General features: G+C 70.7%; 10 protein-coding genes. 3 read left to right on the top strand and 7 right to left on the bottom strand.

Annotated elements, in window-relative coordinates; translation table 11 throughout:
* Window positions 1-6 precede the first annotated feature (6 nt).
* Window positions 7-864 carry an Ivy family c-type lysozyme inhibitor gene (locus EJP67_RS22760; protein ID WP_126023981.1) on the top strand — a complete coding sequence of 286 codons (858 nt, stop codon included), beginning with the start codon at window positions 7-9 and terminating at the stop codon, window positions 862-864.
* Between the two features lie 20 nt (window positions 865-884).
* Here the strand turns inward: EJP67_RS22760 and EJP67_RS34140 are convergent, their stop codons facing one another.
* The gene (locus EJP67_RS34140; protein ID WP_126023980.1) at window positions 885-2,447 is read right to left on the bottom strand and encodes a methyl-accepting chemotaxis protein; all 1,563 of its coding nucleotides are present in this window, start codon (window positions 2,445-2,447) and stop codon (window positions 885-887) included.
* 149 nt (window positions 2,448-2,596) lie between these two features.
* Here EJP67_RS34140 and EJP67_RS22750 point away from each other — a divergent pair, with 149 nt between their 5' ends.
* Entirely contained in the window at window positions 2,597-5,359 is a 2,763-nt protein-coding gene (locus EJP67_RS22750) for a LuxR C-terminal-related transcriptional regulator (protein ID WP_126023979.1), read from the top strand.
* Between the two features lie 18 nt (window positions 5,360-5,377).
* Here the strand turns inward: EJP67_RS22750 and EJP67_RS22745 are convergent, their stop codons facing one another.
* From EJP67_RS22745 to EJP67_RS22730, 4 genes are all read right to left on the bottom strand, one after another.
* Complete coding sequence (locus EJP67_RS22745; RefSeq protein ID WP_126023978.1) at window positions 5,378-5,935, bottom strand: histidine phosphatase family protein; 558 nt, start codon at window positions 5,933-5,935, stop codon at window positions 5,378-5,380.
* Window positions 5,932-6,726 carry an adenosylcobinamide-GDP ribazoletransferase gene (locus tag EJP67_RS22740; RefSeq protein ID WP_126023977.1) on the bottom strand — a complete coding sequence of 265 codons (795 nt, stop codon included), beginning with the start codon at window positions 6,724-6,726 and terminating at the stop codon, window positions 5,932-5,934. Before EJP67_RS22740 ends, EJP67_RS22745 begins: the two co-directional genes overlap by 4 nt.
* 61 nt (window positions 6,727-6,787) lie before the next feature.
* A complete protein-coding gene (gene cobT, locus EJP67_RS22735) occupies window positions 6,788-7,828 on the bottom strand; it encodes a nicotinate-nucleotide--dimethylbenzimidazole phosphoribosyltransferase (RefSeq protein WP_126023976.1) in 1,041 nt (346 codons plus the stop codon).
* Window positions 7,825-9,285 (bottom strand): cobyric acid synthase, encoded by a 1,461-nt coding sequence (locus EJP67_RS22730; protein ID WP_126023975.1) that lies wholly within the window; start codon window positions 9,283-9,285, stop codon window positions 7,825-7,827. The genes cobT and EJP67_RS22730 overlap by 4 nt, the downstream gene beginning before the upstream one ends.
* A 152-nt stretch (window positions 9,286-9,437) precedes the next feature.
* Between EJP67_RS22730 and EJP67_RS22725 the strand changes: the two genes are divergently transcribed.
* Complete coding sequence (locus EJP67_RS22725) at window positions 9,438-9,668, top strand: hypothetical protein (RefSeq protein WP_126023974.1); 231 nt, start codon at window positions 9,438-9,440, stop codon at window positions 9,666-9,668.
* A gap of 61 nt (window positions 9,669-9,729) precedes the next feature.
* On the opposite strand, the gene EJP67_RS22720 is transcribed toward EJP67_RS22725, so the two are convergent.
* Together EJP67_RS22720 and EJP67_RS22715 are read right to left on the bottom strand one after the other, a co-directional pair.
* On the bottom strand, window positions 9,730-11,235 hold the full coding sequence (locus EJP67_RS22720; protein WP_126023973.1) for an efflux transporter outer membrane subunit: 1,506 nt from the start codon (window positions 11,233-11,235) through the stop codon (window positions 9,730-9,732).
* 25 nt (window positions 11,236-11,260) lie between these two features.
* On the bottom strand, window positions 11,261-14,539 hold the full coding sequence (locus tag EJP67_RS22715) for an efflux RND transporter permease subunit (protein ID WP_126023972.1): 3,279 nt from the start codon (window positions 14,537-14,539) through the stop codon (window positions 11,261-11,263).
* Window positions 14,540-14,587 lie beyond the last annotated feature (48 nt).

The following is a 14,587-nucleotide window of genomic DNA, read 5'->3' as shown; positions in this document are numbered from 1 at the left end:
CGACGAATGACGAGAAGCAAGACCACAGCGACGACCACCGACCACTCCCGGGCCCTGCTGCGCACCGCCATGCTGGCCGCGCTGCTGCCGGCCGCCGCCTGGGCGCAACAGGGCGGCCAGCAGCTTCCCAACTACATCGCCCAGTACACCGGCCGCTGGTCCGCCGACTGCGCGGACAACTCGGCCGCCGCGCTGCAGGTGCGGCAGGATTCGCTGATCGCCGAGAGCGGCAAGCGCCGCGTGGTCACACGCGAGCCGCAGACGGTCCACAGCCTCTTCGGCAACAGCCCGCCGCCCGCGGGCTTCGACGTGGCGCTGGTGGGCGACACGGGCAAGGCCGGCGCCCTCACCTTCCTGGTCTACCGCAGCTCGCGCGGCCAGTACGCCACCCTCGATGCCGACAAGCCCCTGGCCGGCCAGCTCGGCCCCGAGATGATGAAGCTGCGCTACTGGCGCTGCAACGGCGCCGCCCGCGCGCTGCCGCCTCCGCCCGAGCCTGCCGCCAAGGTACCGCCGCCGCCCACCGGGAGCCCCGCCGCGCTGGCGCAGGGCCCCGCCATGCAGAAGGCCTGGCGCGCCGCGCTGGGCACGCGCGAAAACGAGCGCTGGCTGGTGCGCCGCGAAGGCCCGGCACCCGAACCGCAATGGGTGACGGTCGATGGCACGCGCTACCTGCTGCATGCCTTCTGCAAGCCGCACGACTGCTACGACAACAACGCCATCGCGCTGTACGACCAGGGCTCCGGCCGCATCTACGGCCTGGTGCAGCGCAACGGCGGCAACCGCCTGCTGGGCTCGCCGCCCGCCACGCTCGCGCCGCAGCTCGACAAGCTCTGGCGCGAGCAGTGGCGCAAGTCGAACTGACCGGCCGCTGAAGGGCGGATTCAGGCCAGCTTGAACATCCGCACCGCGTGCACCAGCCCCGCGGCCTGGTCGTTCATCGACTGCGCGGCGGCCGAGGCCTCTTCGACCAGCGCCGCGTTCTGCTGGGTGGTGCGGTCCATCTGCTTGATGGCGTCGTTGACCTGGCCGATGCCGGCCGCCTGCTCCTGGCTGGCCGCCGTGATCTCCGCCATGATGTCCGTCACGCGCCGCACGCTGCCCATGATTTCCTCCATGGTCTTGCCGGCCTCGTTGACCAGGGTGCTGCCAGCCTCCACCTCGCCCACCGAGTCGCCGATCAGCGTCTTGATTTCCTTGGCCGCCGCGGCCGAACGCTGGGCCAGGCTGCGCACCTCCGAGGCCACCACCGCGAAGCCGCGGCCCTGCTCGCCGGCGCGGGCCGCCTCCACGGCGGCGTTCAGCGCGAGGATGTTGGTCTGGAACGAGATGCCGTCGATCACGCCGATGATCTCCACCACCTTCCTCGAGGAGGCGTTGATGGACGCCATCTTCTCCACCACCTGATCGACCACCGCGCCGCCGCGCGAGGCCACCTGCGAGGCCGAGTCGGCGAGCTGGTTGGCCAGCCGCGCGTTGTCGGCGTTCTGCCTGACGGTGCCGGTGAGCTCCTGCATGGCGGCGGCCGTCTGCTCCAGCGAGCTGGCCTGCGCCTCGGTGCGCGACGACAGGTCGCGGTTGCCCGAAGCGATCTGGCCCGAGGCCGAGGCGATGGAATCGGTGCCGTCGCGCACCTGCCCCACCACCTTGGCGAGCTCGTCGTTCATCGAGCGCAGCGCGCGCATCAGCATGCCCGACTCCGAGGCGTCGGCCACCTCGATGCGCGCCGTCAGGTCGCCCGAGGCCACCTGCTGCGCCACGGTCACCGCCTGACCCAGCGGCCGCGTGATGGAGCGGGTCATGCGGTATGCCAGCAGCACCCCGCCGGCCAGCGAAGCGCAGCTGATCCACAGGATCATCCACTTGGCGCGCTGGTACGCCGCCTGGGTCGAGCCGGTGCTTTCGTCGGCGCTTTTCCGCAGCATCGCCTGGAAGGCCGAGACATGCGCCAGCACCTGGTTGAGCAGCGGCATGCATTCCTGCGTCAGCACCTTCACGGCCGCGTCGGTCTGGCGCGAGGTGGCCAGGCCGACAACGTTCTTCGCGATGGGCAGGTACTGCGCCTCGAGCGCGCGCAGCTTCTCGAGCATCCTGCGCTCCTCGGGGGTGGAGGCGTCCGGCGCGGCCATCACGGCGGCGAGGTTCTGCAGGCCGGCGTCGATCTCGCGCTGCGAGCTGCCGACGAGGTCGATGTCGCCCTTCTGCGCCGCCGGATCGGACACCAGCGCCAGGTTGCGCGCCGCGATGGCCCGCTTGCCGATGGCCGACTGCACGTTGTTGAGTTCGTCGAGCTTGCGCTGGCCCACTTCGGTCGCGAAGGCGACGCTCTGCGAGAGGCGCGCCATCTCGCGCAGGCCGATGCCGGTGATGACAAGCTGCAACAGCAGCAACAGTGCAAAACCCAGCCCGAGGCGGGCTCCGATCTTGAGATTCGAGAGATCGAACATGAGGCTTTCTCCAGTGGACTTGTTGTTGAGGGCTGCGCTGCCTCATCGGCAGCGCGGCCGCGCGCCACCCCACCCTCGAAGGGTGGGGAGGGGCAAACCCTCGAATATGGGATCCGATCCGCGCGCGGGATGACTCAGAATCCGCAGCGATGCAACCCGCCCCAATCCCCGGTACGCCCGCTCTGCGCACGCGAAGCCGCCGCCTGCTGGTTCGTCAAGGCCTGCTCGAGAGGCTCGACGGTCCGGACACCCGGCGCTGCGTTGTGCTGCGCGCACCCGCCGGCTTCGGCAAGAGCTCGCTGCTGCTGACTTGGCAGCGCGAGCTGGTCTCGTCGGACGCCGGCATCGCCTGGCTCAGGCTCGCCGATCTTCCCGAGGGCGACCTGCACTTCATGACCGGCCTGATGTCGGCCCTCGCTGGCATCGACACCGCCATTCCCAGGCAGGCCATGGCGCACGCCGTTCCCGATGCGCTCTCGACGGAGCGGCTGGTCATCGCGCTGGTGCGCGGCATCGCGGCGCATGGCCGCAGGGTGGTGCTGATCGTGGACGACGTGCAGTGCGCCCAGAGCGGCAACGTGCTGCACGCGCTGCAGCTGCTCGTCGAATACGCGCCGCCGAACCTGCTGTGCGTGTTCGCCAGCCAGGACGAGCTGCCGATGACGCTGGCGCACTCCCCCGCCTCCAAGACAGTGCTGGAACTGCGCAACGACGACCTGCGCTTCAGCCTGCCGGAATCGATCGACTATCTCGGCATGCGGCTGCCTCACCTCGACGAGCGCGCGGCCGCGACTATCCACCGGTTGACCGAGGGATGGCCGGCCCTGCTGCGGCTGGCCAGCGCCGACGTGCGCCGCCGGCGCGGCGTGCAGTCGCCGCTGCTGCACGGCGTGCCCGACCCGGAGCCTTTCGCGGCCTACTTCCACGCGCACGTCTTCCCTCGCCTGTCGGAAACGCAGCTGCGCCTGCTCACGTGCTGCGCCGCCACCACGCGCTTCAGCGCGCCGCTGTGCGCCGACCTGGCCGGCGACGGCTACACCCCGGCCCTGTGCGCCGAGCTGCTGGAGCCGCTGGTGCGCGAGGGCCTGCTGTCGCTCGTGGTGGAAACGTCCGAGACAGCCACCCACGAGCGCTGGTGGCACATGCATCCGCTGCTGCGCAGCGTGCTGCTGGTGCGCTTCGCGGCCTGGCCCGAAGCTTCGCGCCTGCGGGTGCATGCCACGGCCTGCCACGCCTTCGCGACCCGCGGCATGCACCACCAGGCCGTGCGGCACGCGCTCGCGGCCAACAACCACGAAACGGCAGGCCGGCTGGCCGAGCGCGGCGCGGAGGCGCTCTTCACCCGGGGCAAGATGAGCGAGGTGATCGCGCTGCTGCGCCAGCTCGACGCCCGGACGGTCGGCGACAACGCCAATCTCGGTCTCTGGATTGGCTGGGTCGAGCTGGCCGACTACAGGCTGGACGACTGCGCCCGCAGCATCGAGCGCCTGCGCGCCAGGCCCGGCGCGCTCGACCCGGCCATGCGCTACCGGCTGACGCTGCTGGGCTGCCTGTTCGCCATCCGCAACGACGACGACGACGCCCTCTCCTGGCTGCTGCCCGAGCTGCTGGCCCCGCCGCCCGCGGCCGACGAGTTCGCGGTGGCCGGCAGGCGCAACGTGCTGACCTGGCTGCACCTGCATCGCGGCGAATTCGAGGAGGCGCGCCGAATCCAGCGCGACGAGCCGGCTCCCCGCATCGACGGCGAGCCGGTCGCCGGCACCCTCTTCGGCTCGCTGGTGGGCCAGTGCCTGGTCGGGCTGTCGTACGCCATCGAAGGCCAGATGCACCGGGCGGAGCGCATCTACCGCCAGGTGCTGGACGAGGCGCAGGAGCGCGGCGCGCGCTGCGGCGAGGCGGCGCGGCTCACCGCCCAGCTGCTGGTCGAGGTTCTGTACGAACAGCAGGGCCCGCTGGTAGCGGCGCGCTTCATGCAGGAGCAGCTGGGCACGCACGACGGGCTGATTCCCGACACCACGCTGCGCATGATCATCGTGGCCAACCGCGCGCAGCAGGCCGCCGGCCGCCAGCGCGAGGCGCTCGAGCACCTCGCGCAGGCCGGCTGCTTCCTGCGGCGCTACGGCATGGACCGCGCGCTGGCCTGCGTGCTGCTGGAGCAGCTCGGTGTCCAGCTCGCGAACGGCGACGCCGGCGCCGCGCGCGAATCGCTGCAGGAACTGGAAGCGCTGCACGCCCGGCATCCCGCCGTCGGCCACGGCACGCTGCGGCGCATCGCCGACGTCGTGGAGCGCGCGCGCATCCGCATGGCGATGCACGACGGCGACCAGCCCTCCATGCTGGAAAGAATCGAAAACCTGTCGCGGCACTACGAAAAACTCGGGCAGGTCGGCCTCGTCGCCGCCCTGCAGCTGCAGGCGGCCGAGGTCGAACGCAGGCTGGGCCGCGCCGAGGCGTCCAGGGCGCGCGTGTGCGCGGCCCTGCGCCTGGGCCATCGGCTCGGGCTGCTGCAGACCCTGCTGGGCGCGCACGACAACGTCCTGCCACTGATCCGCACGGCGGCGTCCATCCCCAACCTCGACCCGGTGCTGGGCTTCTTCATCGAGCGCATCGAGGCGCAGGCCCGTTCGCAGCTCGACGCGCGCACCGAGCCTGCGCCGGTGCCGCGCCTGCGCGACGACCGGCGCCTGACGCGGCTGCTCACGCTGCGCGAGGCCGAGATCGCCGAGCTGCTGCTGCAGTCGCTGCCCAACAAGAAGATCGCGCTCACGCTCGGCCTGTCGCTGGACACGGTCAAGTGGCACCTCAAGAACATCTACCTGAAGCTGGACGCCCACGGGCGCAGCGCGGTCGCCGAGCGGATGCGGCGGGAGCTGGCGCGCAACGACGAAGGCAGCGGCGCGGGCGGCAAGTAGCGCGCGGCCGCTGTCCGGTCAGGGTTTTTTATCGAAAACCAGCCAATTGCCGAAGGGCATCTCGCCTGACGGCCAGTCGCCCGCCACCACCGGGCAGCGGATGCCGCGTTGCAGCAGGGTCACGGCGCGCAGCACGCCCGCATGAGTGACCCAGAGCGTGTCACGCGGCCGAGCCAGCCATTCGTCGTGCGCCTCGGCGATGCGCGACATGAAGGCGCGCACGCTCTCGCCGCGGGTGCCGGCGCGCAGATCGGCGAAGTCGGCCGTCCAGGCGTCGAAGTCCTCGCGCGGGATGTCGGCCCAGGGCCGGCCTTCCCACGCGCCGAAATCCATCTCGGCCAGCCGCACGTCGCGCCGGACCGACAGGTCCGGCCGCAGCGCGGCGATGGCTTCGGCCAGCGCGACGCAGCGCCTCAGCGGAGAGCTGCACAGCGTCACGCCCGCCGGCAGCACGGGCGCGATGCGGCCGGCGGCAGCCAGCGTGGCGTCGGCATGGGCTTCGAGGTCCGTCGCCCCGTAGCAGAGGCCGGGTTGGGCCACGACCGGCGCATGGCGCTGGAGCCAGAGCGTGCTCATGCCTTCCAGGCCAGCGCGAGGTAGATGGCGAGTTCGCAGACCTGTTGCGTCGCGCCCAGCCCGTCGCCCGTGAAGCCCTGCAGCCGCCGCACGAAGAGCCGCGCCATCCAGCCCGCCGCGAGCGTGGCCGCGAGCACCGCCGCCGCGACATGAACCGCATCGTGTGCCTGCAGAAGCAACACCACGGCAGGCACCGTCCAGACGATGGCGATGAGCAGCGCGCCCGGGCTGATCGCATCCGCCAGCGGCTTGGCCTTGCTCGCGCCGCTGTCGCCCACATAGGGCAGCCAGCGGATCAGGAACAGCGGCATCAGCCGCGACAGCACATGCGCGCCGACGATGGCGATCGCCGCCGCCTGCAGCCCCCGCCCCGCCAGCGCGGCGAGCAGCGCGAACTTGAGCCCGAGCGCCAGCACCAGCGCCACGGCCCCGAAGGCGCCGATGCGCGAGTCCTTCATGATCTCCAGCGCCCGCTCGCGATTCGCCGAGCCGCCCAGGCCGTCGGCCACGTCGGCCAGCCCGTCTTCATGGAAAGCCCCGGTGAGCATCACCGTGGCGACCGTGCTGATCACCGCAGCGGCCAACGCTCCCGCCGTACCCTGCAAGCCCCAGGCCACGCCCGCGAACACCGCCGCCGCCACCCCGCCCACCAGCCAGCCGATGCCGGGCAGATGAGCAGCACTCGCGCGCAGCATCTGCGGGCTGAAGCCAACCCACTCGGCCAGCGAGCCCGTCACCGGCACCCGGGTGAAAAACTGCAGCGCGAGCAGGAAATGGCGGATGCCGCTCACAGGAATACCTTCGTGCTTCGCACTGCGGTGCGAGCTTGCTTGGGGCGGCCCGGCGCGGCGGTCATGCTTCCTTTCGAGACACGCCGGCCGATTCGAAGCTCGCCATCTCGCGCAGGATGCGGCAGGCGGATTCGAGCAGCGGCCATGCCAGCGCGCCGCCCGAGCCCTCGCCCAGGCGCAGGTCGAGTTGCAGCAGCGGATCGAGCCCCAGCCGCTCCAGCAGCAGCGCATGCCCCGGCTCGGCCGAGCGGTGCGCGGCCACGCAGCGCTGCACCACGTGCGGCTGCAGCGCCTGCGCCACCAGCACCGCGGCGCTGGCGATGTAGCCGTCGACCACGATCACCCGCCGTTCGCTGGCCGCCTGGAGTACCGCGCCCGCCAGTGTCGCCAGCTCGAAGCCGCCGAGTGCCGCGAGCGCTTCCAGCGGTGCCGTCGCGCCGGCGTGCAGCGCGAGCACTTGCCGCAGCACCTCGCGCTTGCGCGCCAGGCCGGCCGCGTCGAGGCCAGTGCCGATGCCGATGCAGGCTTCGATGTCCAGCCCGCCCAGGCGCGACAGCAGCAGCGCGGCCGACGAGCTGTTGCCGATGCCCATCTCGCCGAGCAGCAGCGCGTTGCCCGGCAGCGCGCGCACCACCTCGCGGCCGTTGGCAATCGCCTGCGCGCATTGTTCGGCGCTCATCGCCGGCGCCACCGAAGCGTCGGCCGTGCCGGGGGCGACGCGGCGAGACACCAGACCCGGGCGCGCCTGGAAGTCGCGGCGCACGCCGCAGTCCACCACCGTCAACGCCAGGCCGTGCTGGCGCGCGAGCACGCTCACGGCGGCGCCGCCGGCCAGGAAGTTCTCGACCATCTGCCAGGTCACCTCGCTCGGGTAGGCCGAGACGCCGCGCGCCGCCAGCCCGTGGTCGGCGGCGCAGACCAGCATCTGCGGCGCCTCCAGCACGGGCTTGTCGGTGCCGAGGATGCTGCCGATGCGCAGCGCCAGCGCCTCCAGCCGGCCGAGCGCGCCAAGCGGCTTGGTCTTGTTGTCGAGCGCGGCCTGCAGGCGTGCGGCGAGCGCGGCGTCGGAAATGTCGGGGATCGTGGGAACGAATTCGGTCATGCAATCAGTCCGGCGAGCACGCCGGCGTCGAAGTGGGTGTCGATGAAATCGGCCAGGCCGTCGAAGGTGGATTCCAGCGTGGGCGCCGAGGCGCCGAAGAGCGCGTGCAGCGCGCCCGGGTCCTCGAACAGGCCGTGAAGATAGATGCCGAGCACGTTGCCCCGCGCGTTCTGCCAGGCCAGCCCCTCGGGCATCACAGCCCTGCCGTCGTGCGCGAGTTGCGGGTGCTCGGCGGTCTGGCCGTGATGGATCTCGTAGCCGCCAACCGGCACGCCCGACAGCGCGCTCCAGGCGCCGGTCAGCTCGCCGAAGCCGGCCGTGCGATGCCGCACCGTCTTCTCGCGCTCGAACACCGTCACCAGCGGCAGCAGGCCGAGCCCCGGCGCATTGCCGTCGATGCCATGCGGATCGACCAGCGCCTCGCCCAGCATCTGCAGGCCGCCGCAGATGCCCAGCACTGCGCCGCCGCGTTCGGCATGCGCGGCCACGGCACGGTCCAGCCCCTGCGCGCGCAGCCAGGCCAGGTCGCCGCTGGTGTTCTTGGAGCCGGGCAGCACGATCCAGTCGGCGGCGGCCACGTCGGCCGGCGTGCGCGCCCAGACCAGCCGCACGCCGGGCAAGTTCTTCAGCGCCTGGAATTCATCGAGGTTGCTGATGCGCGGATAGGCGACGACCGCCACCGTGCGCGTGACGGTGCCGCTGGAGCGGCTGCGGTCGTCGAACACGCCGTCTTCCTCGGGCAGGCCGTGCTGCCACCACATCGGCAGCGTCGCCACCGTGGGCACGCCGGTCAGCTCCTGCAACTGCTGGGGCGCCGGCGCGAGCAGCGAGGCATCCCCCCGGAACTTGTTGAGCACGAAGCCGCGCAGCAGCGCCCGGTCGGCCTCGGGCAGCAGCGCCCAGGTGCCGTAGAGGTGGGCGAAGGCGCCGCCGCGGTCGATGTCGGTCGCCAGCAGGCAGCGCGCCTGGGCGTGGCGGGCGATGCGCATGTTGACGATGTCGCTGGCCATCAGGTTGATCTCGGCCGGCGAACCGGCGCCTTCGATCACGACCACGTCGTTCCCGGCGCGCAGCTCGTCGAGCGCCTGCGCGATCTGCGGCCAGACGCGCTCGCTGCGCCCGCGCCAGGGCAAGGCCGAGAGCGCCTCGCTCACCTGCCCCATCAGCACCACCTGGCTGTGGGTGTCGCGCTCGGGCTTGAGCAGCAGCGGGTTCATGCGAACGTCGGGCACCGCATTCGCGGCCAGGGCCTGGAAATACTGGGCGCTGCCGATCTCGCCGCCATCGACCACGCGGGCGTTGTTGCTCATGTTCTGCGCCTTGAAGGGCGCCACCTTCAGGCCCCGGCGGGCATACCAGCGGCACAGCGCGGTGGCCAGCCAGCTCTTGCCGGCGCCGCTGGTGGTGCCCAGGACCATGACGCAGCGCGCCGGCCCGCTATTCGCCTTTGAACTCATCGGCGGATTGTCGTTGAGCGCCGCGGCCGCTCCGCCGGAGTGCGACATCTTTCACATCTGGACGCAGCAAATGCGGGCGGCGAATCCAGGTGGCGCTTTCCCGCGTACCCCCTGGCGTCGCACACTGTCACAACAACACACCCCAGGGAACCATGCCAGCCTTGAACGATTTGGCGCTGACCGTCGAGGAACCCGAGCCGGGCCAGTTCTTCTGGACCCTGCTCGAGGCCCACCACGCCGACGAAGCCTCCGAAACCCTGGACTACCGGGTCTGCCGCAGGGCCGTCCGGCCGCAGGCCAGCTATTCGAACGCCCTGGCCATGGGCGTGCTGGAGCTGCAAAAAATAAGCGCCGCCGAAAGCCCCGCCGGCGAAACCGGCTGAGCCCCCGACGGCGCAAGACCGCCTTGCGGCGTTCAGGCTGTCAATTTCTTTCCCGAGCGATTCAGCGCGCGGCCACCGTGGTCTGCGCGGTGCCGGCCGCAGCCACGGGCGCCGGCACGTCCCAGCCTCCGCCGATGGCGCGGATCAGACCCACGGCCGCCTGGTACTGGGCCGACTTCACCTGCAGCGCCTGGCGGCGGTTGCGCAACTCGCTGCGGCGGGCGTCCAGCAGATCGAGCTGGCTGATGTAGCCGTTGCGGTAGCGCGTGTCCGACAGGCTCGTCGCACGGGCCGCCGAGGTGACGGCCTGCGCCTGCACCACCGACTGCTCCTGCAGCGTGCGGATGGCGGCCAGCTGGTCTTCCACCTCCTGGAAGGCCACCAGCACCTGCGTGCGGTAGCTGGCTAGTGCGCCGTCGAGCTGGGCGTTGGCGCCCTGCACGCCGGCCTCGCGGCGGCCGCCGTCGAAGATCGGCAGCGACAGCAGCGCACCCACGCCCCACGAGCGGGCCGACCACTTGAAGAGGTCGCCGATCTCGGGCGAGGCATAGCCGGCGGCGCCGGTCAGCGAGATGTCGGGGAACCACGCGGCCTGCGCCACGCCGACGCGGGCCTGCGCCGCGAGCACGGCGCTCTGCGCGGCCGACACGTCGGGACGGCGCGTGAGCACCGTGGCCGGCACGCCCGGCGGAATGCTCGGCAGCGTGGTCGACCAGTCGGCGCCGCTCAGGCCGAAGCTGGAGGCCGAATCGCCCACCAGCACCGCGAGCGCATGTTCCACCTGGGCGCGCTGGCGGTCGAGCGCGAGCGCGTCCGACTCGGTGGACGACACCTCGGTCTGCACCCGCGCCACGTCGAGCTCGGCAATGTCGCCGGCCTGCTCGCGGCGCTGCGACAGGCGCAGCGTGTCGCGGTAGGCCTCGACCTGCTCGCGCACCAGCGCGCGCTCCGCATCGAGTGCGCGAAGCTGCAGATAGGTCTGCGCCACCTCGGCCTGCACCGCCAGGCGCGTGCTCTGCAGCAGCGCCTCGCGGCCGGCTGCATCCAGCTTGGCCGCGTTGCTCGCGCCCGAGAGGCGGCCGAACAGGTCGACCTCGTACGAGAAGGTGGCGCCGATGTTGGTCATCGTGGCCGGGCGCGTGCTGGCGGTGGCCTTGTCCAGGCCCGCGCCGCGGTTGGCGCCGGCGCTCAGGCCGATCTGCGGCAGGCGGTCGGCATTGGCGCTGCGCGCCAGCGCACGGGCCTCGGCCAGCCGCGCGGCGGCGGCCTGGATGTTGCCGTTGTTCACGTCGGCCTTCTCGACCAGCGAATTGAGCACCGGGTCGTTGAACGCCAGCCACCAGGCGCCACGCGGCTGTGCCTCGGCGGGCACTGCGCGCGTGAAGCCGGCGGGCGGCGTGGCGCCTTGTTGCTGCTGCTCCTTGCCCTGCTCCTTGAACTGGGCGGTGGTCTGGATCTCGGGCAGGCCCGAGGGCACGGTGGCACAGCCGGCCAGCACCAGGGCGGCCATCAGCGGCAGCAAGGCAGTCCGCAGGGGCTTCACCAAGGGTTGTACTGAGAATTTCATGATCAGCTTTCTTCGTCTCGATCGATCAGTCATGCGAGCCGTGCGAGGGGCGCGGCGACGCAGGCATCGGGTTCAGACCGCCGCCGCCCGAGCCGCCGTGCGATGCAGGCGCCGCGGGATGGCCGGCCGACACGAAGTCCTCGCCATGCGGCACTTCGCCATGCAGCTTCAGCGGCCGGTTGCCCGCGAGGCGGCGCATCAGCACGTAGAACACCGGCGTCAGGAACAGGCCGAAGGCCGTCACGCCGATCATCCCGGCGAACACCGCCACGCCCATCGCCTTGCGCATCTCCGAGCCCGCGCCGGTCGACAGCACGAGGGGCAGCACGCCCATCACGAAGGCCAGCGAGGTCATGAGAATCGGGCGCAGGCGCAGCCGGCTGGCTTCGATGGCCGCCTGCACGGGCGTGCGGCCTGCGAATTCGAGCTCCCGTGCGAACTCCACGATCAGGATCGCGTTCTTCGCACTCAGCCCCACAAGCACTATGAGCCCGATCTGCGTGAAGACGTTGTTGTCGCCCCCCGAGATCCACACGCCGGTCATCGCGGCCAGGATGCCCATCGGCACGATCAGGATGATCGCGATCGGCAGCGTCAGGCTCTCGTACTGCGCGGCCAGCACCAGGAACACCAGCAGGATCGCCAGCGGGAACACCAGGAAGGCGGAGTTGCCGGCCAGGATCTCCTGGTAGGTCAGCTCGGTCCACTCGAAGCTCACGCCCTTGGGCAGCGTCTCGGCGGCGATCTTCACGATCGCGTCCTGCGCCTGGCCCGAGGAGTAACCCGGCGCCGGGCCGCCGTTGATGTCGGCGGCAAGGTAGCCGTTGTAGCGCATGGCGCGCTCAGGCCCGAAGGTCGAGTTCACCTTCATCAGGGCCGACAGCGGCACCATCTCGCCCGAGGTCGAGCGCACCTTCAGCAGGCCGACGTCCTCGGCACGGGCGCGGTAAGGCGCATCGGCCTGGACGCGCACGGAGTACGTGCGGCCGAACTTGTTGAAGTCGTTCGCATACAGGCTGCCGAGGTAGATCTGCATGGTGTCGAAGATGTCCGTCACCGGCACGCCGAGCTGGCGGGCCTTGGTGCGGTCGATGTCGGCATACAGCTGCGGCACGTTGACCTGCCAGCTGGTGAACATGCCGGCCAGCTCGGGCGCCTGCTGTGCCTTGGCCATGAAGGCCTTCACCGCCGCGTCCATCTGGTCGTAGCCCACCGAGCCGCGGTCTTCCAGCTGCAGCTTGAAGCCGCCCGTGGTGCCCAGGCCCGCCACCGGCGGCGGCGGGAACATCACGATGAAAGCGTCCTGGATGCTCGAGAACGCGCCGTTGAGCTGGCCCGCCACCGCGCCGCCGCTCTGGTCGGGGCGCTTGCGCTGGTCGAAGGGCTTGAGCGTGGCGAACACGATGCCCGAGTTGGAGCTGTTGGTGAAGCCGTTGATCGACAGGCCCGGGAAGGCGATGGCGTCTTCCACGTTCGGGTTCTTCTTCATGATCTCGCCCATGCGCTGGATCACCTCGTCGGTGCGGTCCAGCGTCGCGCCGTCGGGCAGTTGCGCAAAACCGATCAGGTACTGCTTGTCCTGCGCCGGCACGAAGCCGCCGGGCACCGCCTTGAACAGGCCGAAGGTCACCGCGATGAGCGCGACGTAGATCCCCAGCATCAGCGCCTTGCGCGAAATCACGCGCTTGACGCCGCCGCTGTAGGCCTCGGAGCCGCGATGGAAGAAGCGGTTGAAGCCGCGGAACAGCCAGCCGAAGACGCGGTCCATGCCGCGCGTCAGCGCGTCCTTGGGCTCGTCGTGGCCGCGCAGCAGCAAGGCGGCGAGCGCGGGCGACAGCGTCAGCGAGTTGATGGCCGAGATCACCGTCGAGATCGCGATGGTCACCGCGAACTGGCGGTAGAACTGGCCCGTGAGCCCGCTGATGAAGGCCAGCGGCACGAACACGGCCACCAGCACCAGCGCGATCGCGATGATCGGGCCCGACACTTCCCGCATGGCGCGGTACGTGGCCTCACGCGGCGTCAGGCCGGCTTCGATGTTCCGCTCGACGTTCTCCACCACGACGATGGCGTCGTCCACCACGATACCGATGGCCAGCACCAGCCCGAACAGGCTCAGCGCGTTGATCGAGAAACCGAGGATGTGCAGCACCGCGAAGGTACCGATCACCGACACCGGCACGGCCAGCAGCGGGATGATGGAGGCGCGCCAGGTCTGCAGGAACAGGATCACGACCAGCACCACCAGCATGATGGCTTCGAGCAGCGTGTGGATCACCGACTCGATGGACGCGCGCACGAACTGCGTCGGGTCGTAGGCGATGCGGTATTCCAGGCCCTCGGGCATGTTCTTGTTGAGCTCTTCCATCGTCTTGCGGACGTTGGCAGAGATGTCGAGCGCGTTGGAGCCCGGCGCCTGGAACACGCCCATGCCGACGGCCGGGTCGTTGTTCAGCAGCGAGCGCAGCGAGTAGTCGGCGGCGCCCATCTCGAGGCGGCCGATGTCGCGAAGACGCGTGACGGCGCCGTCGGTGCCGCTCTTGACGATGATGTCGCCGAACTCTTCCTCGCTCTGCAGGCGGCCCTGCGCGTTGATCGACAGCTGCATGTCCACGCCCGACAGGCCCGGCGAAGCGCCGACCACGCCGGCCGCGGCCTGCACGTTCTGGCCGCGGATGGCGGCCACCACGTCGGAAGCCGACAGGCCGCGCTGCGCGACCTTCTGCGGGTCGAGCCATACGCGCATGGAGTAGTCGCCGCCGCCGAAGATCTGGACCTGGCCCACGCCTTCGATGCGCGCCAGCGGGTCCTTCACGTTCAGCACCGCGTAGTTGCGCAGGTAGTTGATGTCGTAGCGGTTGTTCGGCGAGACGAGGTGGACCACCATCGTCAGGTCAGGCGCGCTCTTGACGGTCGTGATGCCGAGACGGCGCACTTCCTCGGGCAGACGCGGCTCGGCTTGCGAGACGCGGTTCTGCACCAGCTGCTGTGCCTTGTCGGGATCGGTGCCGAGGCGGAAGGTGACGGTGAGCGTCAGCACGCCGTCGGTGGTCGCCTGGCTGCCCATGTAGAGCATGCCTTCGACGCCGTTGATCTGCTCTTCGAGCGGGGTGGCCACTGTTTCAGCGATCACCTTCGGGTTGGCCCCGGGGTACTGGGCACGCACCACCACCGAGGGCGGCGCGACTTCCGGGTACTCCGAGATCGGCAGACCGCGCAACGCGATCAGGCCCGCTATCAGCATCAACAGCGACAGCACGCCGGCAAAGATCGGCCGGTCGATGAAGAATTTTGAGAGATTCATGTTCGTTTACTCCACCGCGTCGTGCGCGGTCCACGCCGCGTGCAAGCA

Source organism: Variovorax guangxiensis (assembly GCF_003952165.1).
Classification (GTDB): Bacteria; Pseudomonadota; Gammaproteobacteria; order Burkholderiales; family Burkholderiaceae_C; genus Variovorax; species Variovorax guangxiensis.
This window is presented reverse-complemented; position numbering and strand designations above follow the sequence as displayed.